Here is a 21690-nt window from a genome sequence, read left to right on the forward strand (position 1 = left end):
ACCCCTTGATGTGATCATCACTAAAGCCGCACGCGTTATGGCCGCGTTTTCCTTAATTCAGCTCCGCATGGTTGCGTAGCCGTTTAATCGTCGTGGTGGGATCGGGCCAGGCGTCTTCGTCCGGCGCAAAACGTTCCCGCAAATAACCCAGCAGATCGGCGACCTGCTTGTCGTCCAGGCTGTCTTTGAAGCCCGGCATGTATCCCAGCGCATCATCGGCGGGCTCCTGGATGCCGCGCAAGATCACCTGGATCAGGTTGTCCGGCGTGGCGGCATGCAGATTGGTGTTGGCGCTTAGCAAGGGCTTGGCGCCAAACAGCGTGGGCCCGCTGCCCGCTTCGTGACAGACCGCGCAAGCGTTCTGATAGATGCGTTCGCCGTTGGCGCGTCGGCCTTGTAGGGATTGGATCGTTGCGGCGGCGGGCGCGGGCGATGGCGCGGTCGCGGCGGCAGGCGATAGCGAAGACGCCGGCGAGGGCGAGGGCGAGGGCGACCGCGATGCTGCCGGGGAAGGAGAAGCCGGCGCAACCGGCGCCACAGGCACAACTTCGCGCTCACCCTTCGGCTTCGGCAAATCCAGCAAGTACGTCGTGATGGCCTTCACGTCACTGTCGGGCAATTCAGCCAATCCATGGATCACGGGCGCCATCGGCCCGGCCGCCACGCCGTGGCTCGGTGAATAGCCGGTGCGCAGATACTGGAAGAGCTCATCGCCCGTCCAGGCGCGCGGGCCAGTGGCAAGTTGATTCAGGGCGGGCGCGGTCCAGCCCTCGGCTTCGCCGCCGGCCAGGTAATGCACGCCCTTCTTCTCCGCGCCCAAGCGGTTGCGTGGCGAGTGGCAGGCGGCGCAGTGGCCGACGCCTTCCACCAGATAGGCGCCGCGCAACCATTGCGCGCTGCGCGACGGGTCAGGCGTGAAGGGCGTGGCGTCGTGAAACAGCGCATTCCAGCCCGCCAAGAGCGGACGCATATTGAAGGGGAAGGCCAACTCCGTTTTTGGCGGCTCGGATTTCACGGCGGGTTGCGACATCAGGTAGCCGTACAGCGCCTGCATGTCCGCATCGCTCAGCTTGGCATAGGCCGTGTAGGGAAATGCGGGATAGAGCTGGCGGCCGTCCTGGTGCACGCCCTGGCGCATGGCGCGTTCGAATGCGGGATAAGACCAGCGGCCGATGCCGGTGTCGTTGTCGGGCGTGATGTTGGTGGTATAGATCGTGCCGAAGGGGGTGTCCAGCGCCAGCCCGCCCGCGTTGGCCTTGCCCCCTGGCGCGGTGTGGCAGGCGATGCAATCACCGGCGGCGGCGACAAGGCGGCCGCGTTCGATGGCGCGCATGGAATACAGGGAAACGTCGGGGCCTGCCGTGAGCGGCAACGCGGGCTTCAGCGGCCAGAGCGCGGCGGCGACGCCGGCAAGCCCTGCCATCCCGGCTGCCAGCCACATCCAGCCACGCGCCAGCACACCACGCCCGCGCACTGGGCGTTGATCCGCCAATGCCAGGCGCAAGGATTCTGTGTCGAACGGGGCTTGCCGCAGGCGCACGCCGGTTGCGTTGTGAATGGCGTTGGCAATGGCGGCGGCTGCGGGCAAGGTGACCACGCCGTCCACGGCCAACTGCCCTTGCTTCACCACGCCATCCAGCGCGTTGGCCGTGGCATCGCGCTGGACCATGCCGTCACCGCCTGCGTCGCGGCGCAATGCGATCGCTGTCTCGGCGTCGTCCTGTTGTGATGGACTCGTCCAATCGTCAAAGGCCGGCGGCCCCGCCAGCAGACGGCGCGCGTTGGCCAGCAGCCACGGGGTTTGTTGTTCGATCTCGGCCTGCATGGATGCGGCTTGCGCCGGGTGCAGGTGCTGGCTGTCGTGACCCGCCACCACGCGCGTGACATCGACATGGCCGGTCTGGGGTTGCACCGATACCTCGGCCACCCAGGCGCTCCACACCATGCGGGCGGCGCCGTCGTCATCCACGCATTGCACCTGTGCGGTGGCAAAGCCGGTGCCATGCAGCAGGCCTACGCGCGGCGCAGGGGCGTCGGCGGCGCGTGACGTTGCACGGTCAATGACTTGGCGCGCCAGGTCTCGGCCTTTGCCTTCCGGCAAATGTTCCAAGCGCCACGCGATGGGATCTTTATCTTGGGCCAGCGCGGCTTCGTGCCACTGGCTTTCTTGCGCGAAGACTTGCGCGGCGTTCAATTCATCGACGCTTGCGCGCAACGGCGGTAGCGCGCGTCGGGACGACCCTACGGAATCGCCGGATACCGTCGCATGCGCCGACGCGCTTGCCTGCCCGGGTTGGCTCAATAGCCGCGCCAGGCTGGGGCGCACTGCCCAGGATGCGTCGGACAGCAGCGCCGCAACGCGACCATCGGCAACCGATGCAGGTTGCGGCGTCAAGGTAGAGGCGCTGGAGAGAGCAGCGTTCGAAGCAGCGGCGTTCGAAGCAAAGGCATTAGATGCAACGGCGTCAAAAGCAACGGACGCGGACTCAGCATCAGTCACCGGCACACGCAACACCAACTCATCGGCAACACCCGACTGGCAAGCCACGCATACCGGCCGGCCCACGGCTTGCGACAGCAGTGCGGCGTCGGCGGCGGCGTCCATCAAGTCCAGCGGATGCACTGCGTCCTGGCCTTCGGAGACCGCTCCATCCACCGTGACACTGATCGTGTCTTCCGCTTGTTGCAGCAGCGCCGCCAGTTCGCGGCGCACCTGTGCTTGCGTGGCGGGCGTGCATGCCGGCAGCCACACACTGGCGTGTCCGTTCAGCACCCATGCCGTCGCCCTTGCGCCGGCACGCGGCTCGGACGATGGCAGGCGCATGCCATAACGAATCTGGTCCGGGTCGGCCGCATCCGCGCGCGGGGTTTGAACGGCGTCCGGCGCGTGCCAAACAGGCGCCAAGGCCACGGCCGCTTGCCGCGCGTGAACCGGCGACACCGCCACCACACCGGCAAAGTGCGTGCGCTGCACCGCCATTACCACGCCGGCAAGCCCACGTGCCTGATCCAACTGCGCGTGCTGCAAGACACTGCCGCGATACCGCGCGCCATCCCACAACACGCTGGGCGGGCGCAACGCCACGCCGTGCAGCAAGTCGGCGGGTAAGGCAGCGGGCAGACCCGCGTGATGGTGCGGCAACGCCAAGGTGTCCGAACTCATCGCGTGGATCCGCCGTCGGCAACACCCACAACGCCCGGATCACCCGAAGTATCCGAAACACCCACAGCACCCGGAACACCCGCAACACCGCCCCCATCCGCCGCTTGCAAGCCGGGCGCACCAACACCCTCCGCCCGCAAGCGCACCGCCCGCAACGCGGCCTGCATGATCTCCACGTGCGTGCCGCAGCGGCACAGATTGTGGTGCAGTTCGCTGCGCAGCGCGTCTTCCGTGGGGTTGGGGTTACGTCGCAACAAGGCCTCCACCGTCATGATCATGCCGTTCAGGCAATAGCCGCATTGCGCGGCCTGGCAGTCGATGAAAGCCTGCTGCGTGGTGCCCGGCTGCTGGCGCGTGCCCAGTCCTTCCAGCGTGACCACGGCACGCCCTTGCGCAGCCCGCACCGGAATGACGCAAGACCGCGCGGCCACGCCATCGATCAACACGGTGCATGCACCACATTCGCCCAAGCCACAGCCGTACTTCGGGCCGTTCAGCGCCAGGTCATTGCGCAGCACATGCAGCAGCGGCGTGCCGGGATCGGCGGGCACGTCGCAGTCGCATCCGTTCACGCTCAGGCGGATCGGAGGCGGGGTGCTGTTCGAATTGACGGTGGATCCCATGGCGTGTGGCGCGTGTGCGGGTTTTGAGAAGTACGAAGGTTGCCGCGACACGGGACTAGGGGCAAGCCCCCACGCCCGCGCGGCGGACAGATCCTCAGGCCGCGGCCCGCGTCTTGGGGTCTATCAGCGGTTCGTTAAACACGTCATAGCCGAAACACCAGGACGGATCCTCATTCGTACGCAGCCAGGTGTTGTCGTGCGAAATGCGCTGCACCTTGCTGGCGCGTTCCGCGCGGTTGGCCTCGTACAGCGCAAACGCCAGTTCGTGATTGTTCACGCCCACTTCCTTGAAGCAGCGCGCCAGCATGGCGCCGTCTTCAATGGCCATGGCCGCGCCCTGCGCCATGTGCGGCTTCATGGGGTGGCAGGCGTCGCCCAGCAACACCAGTCGGCCACGGCTCCACAGCGGCAAGGGGTCACGTTCCAGCAGCGACCACTTGGTCACTTCAACCGTGGCGTCGATCAGCGCCTGCACGGTGGGGTGCCAGCCGCTGAACGCTTCGCGCATTTCATCCTTGCTGCTGGGCAGCCAACGGTCGTTCAAGTCCCAGTGTTCCACCGGCACGCCCGTCACGTAATAGAGCTCGTCGGCCTTGCTGGTGACGAAGTAGACCATCATGTGGCGGTCATCGCTCCACCATTTGACGCAGGAATCGAAGGGCAGCATGCCGGGCTTGGTCTGCGGCGTGGGGAACACGGCGCGGTGCGCCAGGTAGCCGGCGTACTTGGGCAGCTCGGGCCCCAGCAGTTCTTCACGGATGCGGGAGTTCACACCATCAGCGCCGATGACGATGTCGGCTTCTTCAGAGGTGCCATCGGCAAAGTGCATCACGACCACGTCGCCGCGATCTTCCACGCGGGTCAGGCTCTTGTCGTAGGCCAGCACGCCCTTGGGCAAGGCGTCGATCAGCAAGGCGTGGAAGTCGCCACGGTGCACGGTCAGGTACGACGCGCCGTATTCCTTGACGGCGTAATCGCCCAGCGGAATCTGCGCCAGGATGTCGCCGGTTTCCCAATGGCGGCTGTACCAGAAGTCCGGATGCGAGCCCTGGGCATTGAGCGCGTTTTCAATGCCGATGCGCCGCAGAATCTTCATGACGTTCGGCCCCACGTGAATGCCGGCCCCCAGCCGCGAAAAGCCGGGCGCCTGCTCGTAGACGCGGACGTTCAGCCCTTCCTTGAGCAGCAGCGCAGCGGTGGCGGCGCCGCCAAGGCCCGCGCCGACGATGGCGATACGAGGGGATGTAGACACGGAACTTCTCCTTGCTGGATAGTGAAAGACTGGGAAAGCGAATTCTTGAAAATTATGACGTACACGCTTAATTTATGGATACAGAAATTTTCGATCCAAGCGTAAACCCCAAGACGCATCACCAAAACAGTGCATAGATTTCACATCATTAGGTGAAAACCACTACGGAAACCGGGCTGGTCATCTGCGTCGCTCTTTGCAAGAATAGAGCGTATACGCTTCTTTTGAATTTATCGAAAACCCTAGGCCCGCCCCTTTTCAAGGCTTCTCCATGACGAAGACATTCCGAATCGGCCAGATCGTTCCCAGTTCCAACACCACGATGGAAACCGAAGTGCCCGCCATGCTGACGGCGCACTCATCGCTACGCCCCAGTGACCGCTTTACTTTCCATTCCAGCCGCATGCGCATGAAGAAGGTGCAAAAGGAAGAGCTGGCCGCCATGGACGCCGAAAGCGACCGCTGCGCGCTGGAACTCAGCGATGCGCGCGTCGACGTGCTGGGCTACGCCTGCCTGGTGGCCATCATGGCCATGGGGCGCGGCTACCACCGCGTGTCGCAAAAGCGCCTGACCGAGCGCACCGCTGAAAACGGCGCGTCGGCCCCCGTCATCACCAGCGCCGGCGCGCTGGTCGACGCGCTGCACGTCATGGGAGCCAAGAAGATTGCGCTGGTCGCGCCCTACATGATTCCGCTGACCGAACTCGTCATGGATTACATCGCCGCCGAAGGGTTTGAAATCGTGGACTGGCGGGCGCTGGAAATTCCCGACAACCTGGACGTGGGCCGCCACGACCCCGCCAAACTTCCCGGCATCGTCGCCGGCATGAACGTGGCCGACGCTGATGTGATCGTGCTGTCTGCCTGCGTGCAAATGCCGTCGCTGCCCGCCGTCTCGCAAGTGGAAGCCGAAACCGGCAAGCCCGTGCTCACTGCCTCCATCGCCACCACCTACGCCATCCTGAAGGAACTGGGCATGGACCCGGTGGTACCCGGCGCCGGCGCCCTGCTCTCGGGCGCTTACCCCTATTCCAGGAACGCACAATGACCCAAGCCGCCAGCACCTACCTCTATGGCGGCCACGTGCACGCCAACGGCATTCGCCAGCACTACCTGCGCTACGGCGGCACGGCGGGCGAACGCGCCGGCCGCCCCGCCGTCATCTTGATTCCCGGCATCACCAGCCCCGCGGTTACCTGGGGCTTTGTGGCCGAACATCTGGGCCGCCAGTTCGACACCTATGTGCTGGACGTGCGCGGCCGAGGCCTGTCCGCATCCGGCCCCGGGCTCGACTACGGGCTGGACGCGCAAGCCGCCGACGTCACGGCGTTCGCGCAGGCGCTAGGGTTGACGAACTACGCGCTGGTGGGCCATTCCATGGGCGGCCGCATCGCCGTACGTGCCGCGCGCAGCCAACCTGAGGGCCTGACGCGTCTGGTCATCGTGGACCCGCCCGTCTCCGGCCCGGGCCGCCGCGCCTACCCGGCCAACCTGGCCTGGTACGTGGACTCCATCCGACAAGCCACGCACGGCATGACCGCCGAAGCCATGCTGGCCTTCTGCCCCACCTGGACCGAAGCCCAGCGCCAATTGCGCGCACAATGGCTGCACACCTGCTTCGAACCTGCCATCGTGCAGAGCTTTGAAGACTTTGGCCGCGACGACATCCATGCCGACCTGCCCGCCATCAAGATTCCGCTGTTGTTGATGACCGCTGAAAAAGGCGGCGTGGTCGGCGACGACGACGTAGCCGAATGGCAGGGGCTGGCGCCGCAAACGCAACACGTACGCGTGCCCGGCGCGGGCCACATGATTCCGTGGGACAACGAAGCCGGCTTCTATGCGGCCTTTGGCGACTTCCTTGGCAGCAAGGTCGACTGACACGCCTTTTCCTCAATCCGCTGATTCAAGGAGCCCGCCATGTCCGTCAGCGATATCGATTTGATCCACGCCTGGAAGCAGGTGCTGACGCTGTCACGGCTTGAAGCCGGGCAGATCGTCACCGTGTTGACCGGCGCCGACACGCATCCGCAAACACTGCGCTGTGCGATTGCCGCCGCCACTGACCTCGGCGCGCGCGTCAACCGGCTGGACCTGCCGCCCGTCAACGCCGAAAAATCCATCAGCCGCGACGCGCTGGCCTACCTGGGCGCGACCCCGCTGACGGGCAACCCCGCCGCCATCGCGGCGCTGAATGCCAGCGACCTGGTGCTGGACCTGATGACGCTGCTGTTCTCGCCCGAGCAGCACGAGATCTTGCAGACGGGCACCAAGATCCTGCTGGCCATCGAGCCGCCCGAAGTGCTGTGCCGCCTGGTGCCCACCGAAGCCGACCGTGCGCGCGTGCAAGCCGCCGCGCGTCGCATCGAAGCGTCCAAGCAAATGCACATCACGTCGGCGGCCGGCACCGACCTGCGCTGCGAACTGGGCGAATTCCCCGCCATATCCGAATACGGTTTCGTGGATGAACCCGGCCGTTGGGACCACTGGCCCAGCGGCTTCGTCCTGACCTGGCCCAACGAGGGGCACAGCAATGGCCGCGTGGTGCTGGACCGGGGCGACATCCTGCTGCCCATGAAAGACTACGTGACCGACCCGATTGAACTGGTCATTGAAAACGGCTACGTCACCCGCATCAACGGCGGCTTGCAGGCCGACATCCTGAAGGAATACATGGCGGCGTACGAAGACCCCGAAGCCTATGCGGTGTCGCACATAGGCTGGGGCCTGCAACCGCGCGCGCAGTGGTCGATGCTGGCGCACTACAACAAGGAAGCGCACATCGGCATGGACGCGCGCGCCTTCGAGGGCAATTTCCTGTGGTCCATGGGCCCCAACAATGAAGCGGGCGGCAGCCGCACCACCGCCTGCCACATCGACATCCCCATGCGCCATTGCAGCGTGGCGCTGGACGGCCAGGCGGTCGTGACGCGCGGCGTGGTGCAAGACGAATCCGGCCTGGCGCACGCCGCCCGCCGCAAGGACAGCAAATGAACGCCTCGACCCAAACCATCCCCACCGACGCCGTCACGGGCGATATCTCCGCGTATTCGCGCCAGGGCTTCGGCACGCCGTTGCCGCTCAAAGCGCCCTTTGGCTTGTTGATCGTGGACTTCGTGAACGGCTTTGCCGACCCCGCCGTGCTGGGCGGCGGCAACATCCCGGAAGCCATCGCGCAAACGCGCCACTTGCTGGCCCACGCGCGCGCCCAGGGATGGCCGGTGGCGCACAGCCGCATCGTGTTCTCGGACGACGATGCCGACAGCAACATCTTCTGCCTGAAAGTGCCCGCCATGCTGGCCCTGAAAGAGCACAGCCACAACAGCGCCATCGTGCCCGAGCTGGCCCCCGCGCCCGGCGAATACGTGGTGCGCAAGAGCACCCCGTCGGCCTTCTTCGGCACCATGCTGGCGCCCTGGCTGGCGCAGCGCGGCGTTCAGACCTTGCTGGTGGCCGGCTGCGTCACCAGCGGCTGCGTGCGCGCCAGCGTGGTGGACGCCATGCAGGCAGGTTTTCGGCCCATGGTGGTGTCGGACTGCTGCGGCGACCGCGCCCTGGGTCCGCACGATGCGAACCTGTTCGACATGGCGCAGAAGTACGCCGCCGTCATGCCCTTGGACCACGCACTGGCCGAGACCCGCGCCTTGGTGGATGCCCCAGTGCCGGCCGCCCGGTAACGGCGACATAATCCTCCACCGGCCCAAAACCTGCTTCCTTCATGACCCTGCCCCCGCCCCACCACCTGCCTGGCGCGTTGCTCGCCCACCCCGACGCCTTGCTCGTGGTGCGCGAGCCCTCGGCGCCGCCCAAGCCGGCGCCGGGTCAGCCGGGCAGCGCGTCGGACTACGTTCAGGCCACGCCCGAGATCTTCATTGCCATCGTCCGCGATGCGGGCCTGGTGGCGGGCGACACACCATCGCCCGGCTGGCGCGTGCTGGCCTTCAACGGCCATGTGGACCTGGGCACCGGCATCCGTACGTCGTTGGCGCAGATCGTTGCCGAAGAGCTGGACGTGCCGCTGTCGCGCCTGGACATGGTGCTGGGCCACACCAGCGCCGCGCCCAACCAGGGCCCGACCATCGCCAGCGCCAGCATCCAGATTTCCGCCGTGCCCTTGCGCCGCGCCGCCGCGCAGGCGCGCGAGCACTTGCTGATGCTGGCGGCGCGGCAATGGAACCTGCCACGTGATGCAGTGCAAGTGCGCGATGGCGTGGTGCGGCCCGTAGTGCGGCCTGTAGTGCGGCCTGTAGTGCAGCCAACCCCCGACGACGACACACGCCAACTGCATTACGGCCAGTTGCTGGCCGGCCAGCACATCCGGCTAACCCTGGCGCCGCCCGATCAAGCCGTGCCGTTGAAGCCCGCCAGCGAATACCGCATCGTCGGCCAAGGCGTGGCGCGCGTGGACATCCCCGCCAAAGCCACCGGCGAACTCAGCTTCGTGCATGACGTGCGCGTGCCCGGCATGCGCCATGGCCGCGTGGTGCGCCCGCCGCATCCGGGGCGCGACGCCGGCAGCTTCATCGGCCATTGCCTGATCGACGTGGACCGCCAATCCGTCGCGCATCTGCCCGGCAACGTGCAGGTAGTGGTGCAAGGCGACTTCGTTGGCGTGGTGGCCGACCGTGAAGAACAGGCCATTGCCGCCATGCGTGCGCTCAAGGTGCGCTGGAAGCCCGTACCGCCCGCACCCCAACTCGACGATCTGGCCACCGCCATCCGCGCCAACCCCGCCCAAGCACGGCCCCTGATCGAAGAAGGCGATGTGGATGCCGCCTGCGCGCAAGCTGCCACGCACTTGCGCCGCAGCTACGTCTGGCCCTACCAGATGCATGCGTCCATAGGCCCGTCTTGCGCCGTGGCCGACTTTTCTGACGGCCGGCTCACCGTGTGGACCGGCACGCAGAACCCGCACATGCTGCGCACCGATCTGGACCGGCTGCTGAACCTGGGTGAAGGCCACATCGACCTGGTCCGTCTGGAAGCCGCCGGTTGCTATGGCCGCAACTGCGCGGACGACGTCTGTGCCGATGCGGCCCTGCTGTCCATGGCCGTGGGCGCACCCGTGCGCGTGCAGCTCACGCGCGAACAAGAACACCAATGGGAACCCAAGGGCACCGGGCAGTTGATGGACGTGGCCGCCGCCATCGACCCGCAAGGCGAGCTGCTGGCGGTGGACTTCGCCGTGCGCTACCCGTCCAACGATGCGCCGCTTTTGGCGCTGTTATTGACGGGCATCGTCTCCGGCGAGCCGCGCACGCTGGAAATGGGCGATCGCACCGCCGCGCCGCCCTACCGCTACAAAAGCCGCCGCGTGGTCTGCCACGACATGCCGCCGCTGGTGCGCTCATCGTGGTTGCGCGGTGTGTCGGCCTTGCCGAATTCCTTTGCGCATGACTGCATGATCGACGAACTGGCCGAGGCCGCGGGCGCCGACCCGGTCGACTATCGCGTGCGCAACCTGGACGATGCACGCGCCATCGCATTGATAGAAGCCACGGCCGCGCGTGCCCAGTGGCGCGCAGGTACGCGCGGCAGCCGTGGCAAGCCGGATGCCGATGGCCGCTTGCACGGTCGCGGCCTTGCCTACGCACGCTACGTCCACAGCAAATTCCCCGGCTTTGGCGCCGCCTGGGCCGCCTGGGTCATCGACCTGTGCGTGGACCCGGCCACGGGGCGCGTGCGGGTGGAACGGATAGTGGTTGGCCAGGACACCGGCATGATCGTCAACCCGGACGGCGTGCGCCACCAGATTCACGGCAATGTGATCCAGACACTCAGCCGCTGCCTGCTGGAGAAAGTGGTCTTTGATGAAGCGGGCGTTGCCAGCCGCGAATGGGGCGGCTACCCCATCATCGGCTTCAAGGATGTGCTGGCCATTGATGTCTTGCTGATGCCGCGCCAAGACGAGCCGCCCATGGGCGCGGGGGAATCCGCGTCCGTGCCTGGCCCCGCCGCTATTGCCAACGCCCTGTTCGACGCGACTGGCAAGCGCTTCTACGAAGCGCCCTTCACGCCAGAAGCCGTGCGCGCCGCGCTCACGTCCTGACCGATACCGCGCCCATGAGCGACATCAACATCCTGGTGCTGCGCCAAGCGCTGCAATGGCATCAGGCCGGCATGCCCGTGTGCTTGTTCACCGTGGCGCACACCTGGGGCTCGTCTCCCCGCCCCGTCGGTTCCATCATGGCGATGAACGCGCAAGGTGCGGTGGTGGGATCCGTGTCGGGCGGCTGCATTGAAGATGATCTGGCTGAACGCATCTCACACATCGACCACGGCAACCCCGTGCCTGAAGTCTTGCGCTACGGCGTGCAGGCCGACGACGCGCGGCGCTTCGGCATACCCTGCGGCGGCACCATTGAGCTGGTCATGGAACGCATCGGCGCGCATAGCCTGCTGCCGGAACTGCTGGACGCCTGCGTCCAACGGCGTGGAGTGACGCGCAGGCTGGACCTGTCGTCCGGGCAAGTGACATTGCAAGCCGAGCCGCACGACCGCACGCTCAGGCTGGCCGACGCCACGCTGTCAGCCACCACGCTGACCACCCGCTTTGGCCCCGCCGCGCGGCTAATCGTGATTGGTGCGGGCGACACCAGCCGGTATCTGTGCCAGATCGCGCTGACGCTGGGGTTTGAAATCATCGTCTGCGACCCGCGTGAATCGCATCAAGATCAACGCGCACAAGACGACTGGGCACAAGCCGGCATCAGCTTCACGCGCGAGATGCCCGACGACCTGATCCTGCGCCTGCGGCCCGACGCGCGCACCGCCGTGGTTGCCCTGACTCACGATCCCAAGCTGGATGACCTGGCGCTGATTGACGCCTTGCAGTCCGATGCGTTCTATATCGGCGCGATCGGCTCGCGCAAGAACAGCGACAAGCGCCGTGCGCGCTTGCGTGACTACTTCGATATCAGCGAAGCCGACCTGAACAAGCTGCACGGCCCCGCCGGTGTGTTCATCGGCAGCAAGACGCCCGCCGAGATCGCCTTGTCGATCATGGCCGAAGTCGTGGCCGCGAAAAACGGGGTGGACCAGCCACCCCTGCAAAACGTCGCCGACGGCAAAGATCGGCTGGTGCGGGAAAGCGCCTAGACGCTATCCAACCCCGCCCGGTCCACCGCTGCCGCCGCCGCTTGCGCGGCCTGCATTTCCTCGATGAAGACCGGCGCGCACAACCCAGAGATAAGCGCGGCCAGATCCCGATCGGCGTGGTCATAGGCCTTGCGGCCGGCCAGCAGGTTCAACGAACCAATCACCCGGCCCTGATAGCGCACCGGGATATTGAACGCGGAATGCAGCCCGCGCTCGATCAGCATCGGCGCTTCGGAAAACACCGAGCGCACGTCGTCCTCGTTGCTGGCGACGTACAACTGGCCTTGTTCCAGCACATGGCGCGACCACGGCCCGTTGCCCGTGGCCTTGAAGCCGCCCAGTGGGCTGATGCTTTCATCGGAGGTGTACAGCCGCTTCATCAGCCGGTGTTCTTCCAGATACAGCAAGGCGGTGAATAGCTGGTGCCCGAAGGCCTCTTCCAGCAAGGCCGACACCACCTGCCATTGCGCGGCGCGGTCACCGGCTTGCGCCAGGGCGCGCGCATGCGCCGCCCAAGGCGCCAACGTGGATGCTTGCGTCATCAGTGAATCGCCTCAAGCACCACGCCGCGCGTGTTCTTGCCGAAGAACAGAATGCCCAGCCCGCCCACCATCAAGATGGCCGTCATCATGGCGAACACGCCGGCAAAGCCCAACACCGGATACGCCACGCCCACAATGGTGGGCGATGCAATCGACCCAATTCGCGCAAAGGCCGATGCCGCGCCCATGCCGGTTGCCCGGATCGAGGTCGGGTAGATCTCGGCGGTGTAGGTGTACTGGCCGGCAATCACGCCATTCATGCCGAACGACAGCAGCATGCTCAGCATGATGATCTGCTGCTCGCCGCTGGCCAGCGCCAGGCCCAGCGCCGACAAGCACGACAACAGCATGTACGCCAGAATCGTGTACTTGCGGCCGATCTTGTCGTTGAAATACGCGGCGGAGAAATAGCCGGGAATCTGCGACAGGTAGATCAGGATGGTGTACGAAAAGCTCTTGGTAATGGTGAAGCCGCGCTCGACCAACAAGCTGGGAATCCACACCAGGAAGGCGTAGTAGCAGAACAGCACGGTGATCCAGAACACCCACACCAGCACCGTCGTGCCCAGATAGGTTTTCGAGAACAGGGACGTCAGCTTTTCCATCGCGCTTTGCGGGTTTTCCGCGGCGGTAGCGGCGCGGCGCGTGGCAACGGGCTTGGGCAAGGGGCGGCCCAGCTTCTGCTCCACTTCGGCTTCAATGGCCGAGCAGATGCGGTCGGCCTCCGCGGTCTGGCCGGTGTGCTCCAACCAACGCGGCGATTCGAACAACGACTTGCGCCACCACAGCAAGAACACCACCGGGACGGACGCGATGATCATGATCCAGCGCCAGCCGTCATCGCTCATGGGAACAATGAAGTAGCCCAGCAACGCCGACAACACGAAGCCAAACGAGAAGAAGCCCGCCAGCGCACCCGTGAAGCGGCCACGGTATTTGCTGCTGACGAATTCCGCCAGATACGGCGCAATGATGGCGCCTTCCGCGCCCATGCCGATGCCCGCGATCATGCGCAGAATGTAGAACTCGTGATAGTTGCGAGCGAAGGCGTTGATGAACGTGGCCACGCAGAACAGCATCAAGGCCCACATCATGATCTTCTTGCGGCCGTAGCGGTCGCCCAGAATGCCCGAGAACAGCGCGCCCACCAGGAAGCCCACGTAGGTGCTGCTGGCGATCCAGCCGATTTCGCCGGTGGACAGGCCCCATTGCGTGCGCAATGACGGGATGATGAACGCAATGATGCCGGCGTCCAGCGCTTCAAACGCCAGCCCCAGGCCGCCGATCATCAGCAAGCGGAAATGGAAGCTGGAGAACGGTAGCCGCTCCAGGCGGTCCGATACGGAATACATGATGGAGATTTCCGGAAGTAAGAGTGAAAGAACGTCAGCAGGCGTTCTTGTGCAACAAGCCGCGGTTCATGATCAGCTTGATGGAGTCGGGCTGGGTCAGCAGGGAAATGTCATCCAGCGGGTTGCCGTCAACCAGCAGCAGGTCGGCGTGCGCGCCCACGCACACTTCGCCCAGCAGACCTTGCTGGTTCAGGATTTCGGCGCCGATCAAGGTCGCCTGCTGAATCACCTTGGCGTTGCCCAGCACGCGGGCGCGCAGGGTCAGTTCATCGGCTTGCATGTAGTGGGTTTCGCCCAGCAGGTCGCTGCCGTAACCCATCTTCACGCCGACGTCGTCCAGGATCTCAAGCGCCGTCAGGCCTTGCGTGCGCACGGTGGCAATCTTTTTCACCGAGTCCAGCGGCAGGCCATAGCGTTCGCCGTCGTTGGCCAGCCCTTCGTAGGTGATCAGCGTGGGCACCATGTAGGCGCCGTGCTCTTTCATCACCTCGGCGGCCTCGCGGTCGACCAGGTTGCCGTGTTCGATGGTGCGTACGCCGCAGCGCACGGCGCGCATGATCGCGCGCGGCGTGTAGGCATGCGCCATCACATACGTGCTGGCGTTGCCGGCCTCTTCCACGATGGCCAGCAGCTCGGCTTCGGAGAAGCCCAGGTTCTGGATCGGATCATTCGGCGAGGCCACGCCGCCCGACGCCATCACCTTGATCTGCGTCGCGCCCTTCAGGATTTCTTCGCGCACCGCCAAACGGCAGTTGTCCACGCCATCCACCACGCGGCCGATGTTGCCGATCTTGACCGAGCACGGGCAGGGGTCCAGTTCGTCGTTACGCTGCCGGAAGTCGCCATGGCCGCCCGTCTGCGACAGGGCCTTTCCCGCGCAGAAGAGGCGCGGGCCGTCGATCACGCCGTCCAGCACGGCTTGCGCCAAGGCCCAATCGGCCCCGCCGGCATCACGCACGCTGGTAAAGCCCCGGTCCAGCATGCCCTGCATGATGGGCAGCGCGCGCAACAGTGCCAGGGCATTCGGCAAGGCCGCCACGCGGCCCAGGTTGAAGGACGACGCCACCACGTGCACGTGGCAGTCGATCATGCCCGGCATCAGCGTCATGCCCTTGGCGTCCACCACCTCGGCGTCCGGCACGGTCAGCTCGTCGGCGCTGATGCGAGTGATCATTCCGTCTTCGATCAACACATTCGCCGCGGCTTCCAGGGCCAACGATCGGGTATTCAAGATCTTGCAGTTCTTAACAACAACCGGCTTCATATATAAATCACGCTATTCGTTCAACATGCAGGAAATTCAGCATGGCGAACTCTACCGGTACAATCCAAACGTCCGATACCGGGTCTCCCCTTAGGCGTTCGACACAAATTTGAACAGCCTTATGAGCTTTACTCATACCCCCCTTTTCTTGTCAGTCGACTCAGCCCCATCGTCATGAGACGCCGCTGCCCCACCCTCTCTGAATTGAATGCGTTCACCGCGGCGGCGCGCCATTTGTCGTTTTCCAAGGCGGGCAAGGAACTGTTCGTGACGCAAAGCGCCATCAGCCGGCACATCGCCACGCTGGAAAGCTATCTGGGCCACGCGCTGTTCATCCGCGCCACCAACGGGCTGCAACTGACCCGCATGGGCGCCACCTACCTCAGCCTGATCCGGCCCGCGCTGCACACGCTGGAAAGCGCCACGTCGCAAGTCATGGCGACGCAGCAGTCCGCCAAATCGCTGAACGTATCGGCCGCGCCCACCTTCGCCGCGCAGTGGCTGTTTCCCCGCTTGAAGACCTTCCGCGAATTCAATCCCGATATCTCGATCAATTTCGTGCGCTACAGCGTGGCCGATTACAAAAGCACCGAACTGGATTTCGATGCCTCTATTCAATATGGCTACGGCGATTGGCACGATGGCGACGCCAAGTATCTGACCGGCCGCGAAACGCGCCTGGTGTGTTCGCGCGAGTATCTGGAACAGCACCCCATCGGCAGCCTGGAAGACATCAAGCAGTGCACGCTGCTGCAGCACATCGAGATTCCGCTGTCTTGGGAATATTGGTTTTCCACTTATCTCGGGGATTATGACCGCGCGCGTTTCGGCCCCGGGTTCAATCTGTTTTCGATGATTATCCAGGCGGCCTCATCGGGCTTTGGCGTAGCGTTGATGCCGCATTGCCTGATCGAAAAGGAATTGGCCACGGGGCAGTTGGTGGATGTGTTCGACCGCACGTTCGAAAGCCCGCTGGGTTACTACCTGTGCGCGCCGAACTGGCGCAGCAATATGGAAAGCTATGACCGCCTGAGCCAATGGCTGTCGCATGAGTGTTTGCATGCGGCGGCGCTGGAAGGCATGCCGGCGCAAGCGGCCAAGCCCGCTTTGGATTGCCCTTATTGCGTGGCGGGCGGATCACCCGACTAGTTCACGGTCTTGGTTCATCCCTTTAGTTCACACGATTGGGCAAAACCGCGCGCATCCACCGGCTTAATCGCGGCCGAATGCGCTGGTTATGCAGCAGCACCGCGCCCAGCACGCCGATGAACGCGCCAATCACCGTATCCACAAAGCGCGCCTCGATCACCTCGGCCGGATAGCCCTGCCCCAGATGCGGCGCTTCCGCCAGAAATATCGTCAACGGGGTGATCAGCGCCACGGCGCTGGCATAGTGCCGGACCACCAGGGTTTCAATCCCGAACGACAGCGCCATCATCACGGCGGCCAACGTCCACACGTTCAGCGGCAAACTCAATAAAGCCCACGCCACGCACAAGCCCAGCGCCGTACCCAGTATCCGGTGCAGTTGACGGTTCCACGCCGCCCAAAGGCTTGCGCCCTGGATAATCGCCAGGCAACTGACCGGCACCCAGTACGGGCGCGGCAGTTGCAGCAGTTCGGCCACTAATAAGGAGATACCCACGAACAGGCCGATGATGACCGAGTCGTACACAACAAAATCAAACGTGGGCTTGGGCAGCGGCGTATCGGGCGGCGGCGGCGCCACGCGCGTCATGTGCAGGCAATAGGCAAAGGCCACCAGGCAAGCCACCAGACAACCCAGCGCCACCATGCCTACCCGCATGGGCACATCCTCGATGCTGCCGGGCGTGTACGCCGCAATGGCCGTTGCCATGATGAAGAACAGACTGCCCGGCGGACCCAGCCGATAGCAGCGGCACACCATGTTCACCAGCATCGCAATCAGGGTTAGCGCCGCGATCGTGGCGGTGGGCCAGAACTGCGTCAGCGCGCCGACCGCAAAGCAGGCCACCATGCCGAAGGACGCGGCCAGCAGCATCATCATCCGCTGCTGCAAGGACGCATTGGGCAGGCTAAGAAACACCATACCGCCCAGGCTGGACATCAGGCCATAATCCATGCGGCCAAAATACGCGCCCACCATCAAGGGCAGGCCGGAAGACAAGGCGGCCGCCAGCGGCATCTCCCAACGCCGGTCGCTGGCATTGACGCGGATCAGTTCACGCCATGTGCCCTGCACCTGCTGCTTGACGAAGGCGCGGCCGGGTCGGCGTCGGTCATCGCCGTCTGCCTTTTTTTCTTGGTCTTTCTCGTTCATCCATCGCCCCTCTGTCGGCCTGGCAGCGATTATCCCTCCAAAATTCCGCCCAGTGGATTTAACGGGAATTCCCTGATATTCCCGCCCAGGCGCCGTGGCTACCATTCCGCGCACCTCGGCTTACCGGCCGACAGAATACCTATGCGCCCATCGCGCGGAGACACCATGAAAGCACTCAAACACGTTGCGGCAGGCACCGCCTTATTTCTTTCGTCCTGGGCCGCCACGGCCGGCGTGACTTTCGACAGCGTCAAGAGCAAAGGCTTTGTCCAGTGCGGCGTCTCGACCGGCGTGGCCGGCTTCTCGGTCAATGACAGCAAGGGCGGCTGGGTCGGCCTGGACGTGGACCTGTGCCGCGCGCTGGCCATCACCATGTTCGGCGACCCCGCCAAATCCAAGATCATGGCCGTCAGCGCCGTGCAGCGCTTCACCGCCTTGCAGTCGGGTGAAGTCGACGTCCTGCCGCGCAACACCACGCTGTCGCTGACCCGTGACACGACGCTGGGCTTGATCGGCGTGGGCGTCAACTTCTATGACAGCCAGGGCATCATGGTGAACAAGTCCCTGAACGTGAAAAGCGCCAAGGAACTGGACGGCGCCACCGTGTGCGTGCAGCCCGGCACGACCACCGAGCTGAACCTCGCCGACTGGTTCCGGTCGCAGAACATCGTCTTCAAGCCGGTGGTGGTGGAACGCCTGGACGAGATCATCCGCGCCTTCGCAGTGGGCCGCTGCGACGCCTTCACCGGCGACAAGTCGCAACTGGCGGCCGCGCGCAGCAATCTGGACAACCCGGGTCAGTACGACATCCTGCCCGAGAACTTCTCGAAGGAACCGCTGGGCCCCATGGTGCGCCAAGGCGACGAGCAATGGTTCAACGTCGTGCGCTGGACGATGTTCGCCATGCTGGAAGCCGAGGAATACGGCATCACATCCAAGAACGTGGACGAGATGCTGAAAAGCACCAACCCCAACGTGCAACGCCTGCTGGGCGTGACGCCCGGCATGGGCAAGAACCTGGGCGTGGACGACAAGTGGGCCTACAACATCATCAAGCACATCGGCAACTACGGCGAGAGCTTTGAGAAGAACCTGGGCCCCAGCAGCCCGCTGAAGCTGTCGCGCGGCCTGAATGCGTCGTACCGCGATGGCGGCTTGATGTATGGGTGGCCGGTGCGTTAATTGGCTTGGGCTGGCTCCGGGTTCGACCCCACGTTTGACTCCGGGCTTGCTCCCCTTTTTCGGCCTGAACGGCCGGCGGGCGCTTCATGCGCCGGCCGGCCGTTTTCATTGGACGGGGCCGGCTGATGGAATCGGTACACTGGCGTCTGCCCCTGCGACATTCCTGCTCGCGCCTTTTCCGCCTAGATGACCACAAACTCCCCTGCCCCCCAGTTCTTCCCCGCCGGCTTCGTTCCCACTGAAGAACAGAGCCGGATCCAGACCTCGCGGAGCCGGACCAGCCTAGTCATCGCCAACGCGGGCGCCGCCAAGACCACCACGCTGGCCCTGCGCATCGGCGAAGCGCTGACGCGCGGCCTGCCGCCCGAAGACATCCTGGCGCTGACCTTCACCGACGAAGCCCGCCAGGTGCTGCAAACGCGCTTGGTGGACGTGGGCATCGCCTACAACACGGCGCGGCGCGTCAACGTGCTGACCGTTGAAGAGTATGCGCAGCGGGTATTGGCCAAGGTTGAAGACGGCAAGCCCGAGCCCCTGCCGTCCACGCGCGAACAACAAAGCTACGCGCTGTTTGCGCTGGAAAACGTAGCGGCGAATAACCCGCAATACGCCGACCTGCTGGACATCCGCACGCACAACACCGCCGTCAGCCAGTTCCTGGACAACCTGCTGAAGCTCAAAGCCACGATGCGGATCGCGCCGGATGACGGGGCCGATGCGCTGTTCATTGCGGAAAGCGCGGGCGTGACCATCACCGACTATCTTTGGGCCGTTGAATACGAAAAGCAGCGCGTCGACGTCTTCGGCTACGTGGACGCCCGGGGCTTTTTCGACGCCACCTATGACTTGGCGCGCCTGCTGCGATCCGCGTCTGACCCGCGCGACGTGCTGGCCCCCTACAAGCTGGTTCTCGTCGACGAATTGCACGACATCAACGAAGCATCGTTCTGCATCATCGAAGCGCTGTTGAACGTGGACGTCACCTACTTCGTGGGCGTGGGCGACAAAGACCAGGTGATCTACTCCCACCTGGGCGCCGACGAATCCTTCCTGCAAACCCGCATCCGCGCCAGCTTCCCCGATTGCGCGAACTTCCCGCTGACGATGACCTACCGCCACGGCCCGCATCTGGCCTACGCGATGGAAGCCTTCAAGCAAAAGCCGGTGGATTCCAACCTGCCGCTACGCACCGAGATCCACGAAGCCATCTACGCCGACACGCCGGGCGACTGCGGCGCGCAGGTCGTCAAGGCCATCTTGCAATGGAAGCAGGGCCGCAAGCCGCTGGACCAATGCTGTGTCTTGCTGCGCGACGCGCATCAGTCCATCGAAATCGAAAACGCCCTGATGAACGCCGGCCTGCCCTACCGCACGCTGACGATGAAGAGCTACCTGCTGCGCGAAGAAATCCTGTTCCTGCGCGGCATGCTGGCCATTGCGCTTGACGACTTCCACCACGTGGCCGCACCGGCCACGCGCGAGGCCATCGTCGACGCACTGACCACCTTCGCCGAAGTGCCGCTGACGCCCAAGGAACTGCAAGAGGCGCAGACGACGCTAGCAAAAGAACCCTCCGCGCTTAAGCACTTTTTTACCGGCCAGATCCAGCGCGTCGGCAGCCCCGCCGCCCGCGCCCGCATCTCGGACGCCGTGGAGCATCTGCGCGAACTATCCACCGACAGCCCCGCTTACCAAGCCCTGGAAACGGTGCGCGACCTGATGGACATGGACAAGGTCGCCAAGCGCCTGTACGTGCATCCCTATGAAGCGTCCGTCGTCACCCGCTCGGTCAACGGCTTCATCGCCTCGGCCAAAATGTCGGGCAAGACCCTGCGCGAGTTTTCAGAATGGATCGGTGCGGCCGAAGCCTTCGTCGGCGCACGGCCGGGTAAGAACACGGTGCAAATGGATTGCATCGTGAACGTCAAAGGCAAGGAATTCGAACACGTCATCCTTCCATTCATGGACGCCGACGCGTTTCCCGATCCGCTGCGTAAAGCGGGGGAAGAAGAGAATTTGTTTTATGTGGCGGCAACACGGACAAAGTCGCGACTGACCCTGGTGTCGACGGAAGACACTGCGCGGCGCAGTGCGTTCATCGCGCGCATGCAGTTGGCGGGGACGCAGAAGCGCGCGGATACGGCGCTACGCCGGAACATGGCCGCGCCCGTCAAGGCGGTGGGGCATCGCGACTTGAAGGTGGCGTATGCAAACCGGGACGTGGTGAAGGCGCTAGGCGCGCAATGGGACAAGACGCGCAAGGTTTGGTACGTGCCTAGCGGGATGGATCTGGAGGCGTTTCGGGAGTGGTTGGCGGAATAGGGAATTGGCAAAGGTATGACGCGGGGGTGCCATCGAGAAGGCGCAGGAATGGAAAAGATCCACGTAACGGAACGTTAATGACCGCAACATGGCCGTCTTGAAAGCCAGTTTATGATGGCACCGTAGTGAGCACGCCCAAATGCGTTACTCTCCCCTCCCCAATCTATTCCGCAAGGAGCCCTCATGGCACAAGCCTCCGCCCGTCACATCCTCGTTTCCACCGAAGCCAAGTGCAACGAACTCAAGACCGCCATTGAAAACGGCGCTGACTTTGCTCAAGTCGCCAAGGAAAACTCCAGCTGCCCGTCGAGCCGTGACGGTGGCAACCTGGGTACCTTTGGCCCGGGCCAGATGGTCAAGGAATTCGATACCGTCGTGTTCAGCGCGCCGGTTGGTGAAGTTCAAGGCCCGGTGAAGACCCAGTTCGGTTATCACCTGGTTGAAGTGACCAGCCGCCAGGACTAAGTCCCGCCGCTGTACGCAAAAAGGCCGCCGCCAGGGGAAACCCGGCGGCGGCTTTTTTGCGTCTGAGCCCAGACCGGCGCGGGCAACAGTTCCATTCGGCAACAAGCGCCAGGATCACGCTGCGC

General features: G+C 64.4%; 17 protein-coding genes. 10 read left to right on the plus strand and 7 right to left on the minus strand.

The genetic code is table 11. The features are described from left to right. Positions 1-52: 52 nt before the first annotated feature. The 3 genes from M2361_RS16455 to M2361_RS16465 all read right to left on the minus strand — a co-directional run bounded on the left by M2361_RS16455 (position 53) and on the right by M2361_RS16465 (position 5038). A complete protein-coding gene (locus M2361_RS16455) occupies positions 53-3163 on the minus strand; it encodes a cytochrome c (protein ID WP_259250648.1) in 3111 nt (1036 codons plus the stop codon). Beyond that, complete coding sequence (locus tag M2361_RS16460; protein WP_259250650.1) at positions 3160-3786, minus strand: (2Fe-2S)-binding protein; 627 nt, start codon at positions 3784-3786, stop codon at positions 3160-3162. The genes M2361_RS16455 and M2361_RS16460 overlap by 4 nt, the downstream gene beginning before the upstream one ends. Positions 3787-3880: 94 nt before the next feature. Continuing rightward, entirely contained in the window at positions 3881-5038 is a 1158-nt protein-coding gene (locus tag M2361_RS16465; RefSeq protein ID WP_259250652.1) for an FAD-dependent monooxygenase, read from the minus strand. 271 nt (positions 5039-5309) lie between these two features. On the opposite strand from M2361_RS16465, the gene M2361_RS16470 reads away from it, so the two are divergent. From M2361_RS16470 to M2361_RS16495, 6 genes are read left to right on the plus strand one after another with little or no spacing between them, the layout of a single operon-like run. Next, the gene (locus M2361_RS16470) at positions 5310-6086 is read left to right on the plus strand and encodes an Asp/Glu racemase (RefSeq protein WP_050445660.1); all 777 of its coding nucleotides are present in this window, start codon (positions 5310-5312) and stop codon (positions 6084-6086) included. Further along, a complete protein-coding gene (locus M2361_RS16475; protein WP_259250653.1) occupies positions 6083-6919 on the plus strand; it encodes an alpha/beta fold hydrolase in 837 nt (278 codons plus the stop codon). Before M2361_RS16470 ends, M2361_RS16475 begins: the two co-directional genes overlap by 4 nt. A 39-nt stretch (positions 6920-6958) precedes the next feature. Next, positions 6959-8032, plus strand: coding sequence for a 2,5-dihydroxypyridine 5,6-dioxygenase (locus tag M2361_RS16480; protein ID WP_100854253.1), 1074 nt, complete (start codon positions 6959-6961; stop codon positions 8030-8032). Continuing rightward, positions 8029-8715 carry an isochorismatase family protein gene (locus M2361_RS16485; protein ID WP_259250656.1) on the plus strand — a complete coding sequence of 229 codons (687 nt, stop codon included), beginning with the start codon at positions 8029-8031 and terminating at the stop codon, positions 8713-8715. The genes M2361_RS16480 and M2361_RS16485 overlap by 4 nt, the downstream gene beginning before the upstream one ends. Before the next feature lie 41 nt (positions 8716-8756). After that, the gene (locus M2361_RS16490; RefSeq protein WP_259250658.1) at positions 8757-11087 is read left to right on the plus strand and encodes a molybdopterin cofactor-binding domain-containing protein; all 2331 of its coding nucleotides are present in this window, start codon (positions 8757-8759) and stop codon (positions 11085-11087) included. Between the two features lie 14 nt (positions 11088-11101). Next, the gene (locus M2361_RS16495) at positions 11102-12136 is read left to right on the plus strand and encodes an XdhC family protein (RefSeq protein ID WP_259250660.1); all 1035 of its coding nucleotides are present in this window, start codon (positions 11102-11104) and stop codon (positions 12134-12136) included. Here M2361_RS16495 and M2361_RS16500 read toward each other — a convergent pair. From M2361_RS16500 to M2361_RS16510, 3 genes are read right to left on the minus strand one after another with little or no spacing between them, the layout of a single operon-like run. Then, positions 12133-12678: a GAF domain-containing protein gene (locus tag M2361_RS16500; RefSeq protein ID WP_259250662.1), complete on the minus strand. Its 546-nt coding sequence runs from the start codon at positions 12676-12678 to the stop codon at positions 12133-12135. The two genes, M2361_RS16495 and M2361_RS16500, sit on opposite strands and share 4 nt — an antisense overlap. Next, complete coding sequence (locus tag M2361_RS16505) at positions 12678-14030, minus strand: MFS transporter (protein WP_259250663.1); 1353 nt, start codon at positions 14028-14030, stop codon at positions 12678-12680. The genes M2361_RS16500 and M2361_RS16505 overlap by 1 nt, the downstream gene beginning before the upstream one ends. A 34-nt stretch (positions 14031-14064) precedes the next feature. Next, positions 14065-15294: an amidohydrolase family protein gene (locus tag M2361_RS16510; protein WP_259250664.1), complete on the minus strand. Its 1230-nt coding sequence runs from the start codon at positions 15292-15294 to the stop codon at positions 14065-14067. Positions 15295-15498: 204 nt separating this feature from the next. On the opposite strand from M2361_RS16510, the gene M2361_RS16515 reads away from it, so the two are divergent. Further along, positions 15499-16443: a LysR substrate-binding domain-containing protein gene (locus M2361_RS16515; protein WP_100854247.1), complete on the plus strand. Its 945-nt coding sequence runs from the start codon at positions 15499-15501 to the stop codon at positions 16441-16443. Between the two features lie 22 nt (positions 16444-16465). On the opposite strand, the gene M2361_RS16520 is transcribed toward M2361_RS16515, so the two are convergent. Beyond that, positions 16466-17596, minus strand: coding sequence for an FUSC family protein (locus M2361_RS16520; RefSeq protein WP_259250666.1), 1131 nt, complete (start codon positions 17594-17596; stop codon positions 16466-16468). A 165-nt stretch (positions 17597-17761) separates the two neighbouring features. Here M2361_RS16520 and M2361_RS16525 point away from each other — a divergent pair, with 165 nt between their 5' ends. From M2361_RS16525 to M2361_RS16535, 3 genes are all read left to right on the plus strand, one after another. Continuing rightward, a complete protein-coding gene (locus M2361_RS16525) occupies positions 17762-18778 on the plus strand; it encodes an amino acid ABC transporter substrate-binding protein (protein WP_259250668.1) in 1017 nt (338 codons plus the stop codon). A 186-nt stretch (positions 18779-18964) separates the two neighbouring features. Continuing rightward, positions 18965-21100, plus strand: coding sequence for an ATP-dependent helicase (locus tag M2361_RS16530; protein WP_259250669.1), 2136 nt, complete (start codon positions 18965-18967; stop codon positions 21098-21100). A gap of 183 nt (positions 21101-21283) precedes the next feature. Further along, complete coding sequence (locus M2361_RS16535; protein ID WP_050445647.1) at positions 21284-21565, plus strand: peptidylprolyl isomerase; 282 nt, start codon at positions 21284-21286, stop codon at positions 21563-21565. Positions 21566-21690: the final 125 nt, after the last annotated feature.

The sequence above is a fragment of the Achromobacter sp. JUb104 genome, assembly GCF_024806975.1.
Lineage (GTDB): Bacteria > Pseudomonadota > Gammaproteobacteria > Burkholderiales > Burkholderiaceae_B > Achromobacter > Achromobacter spanius.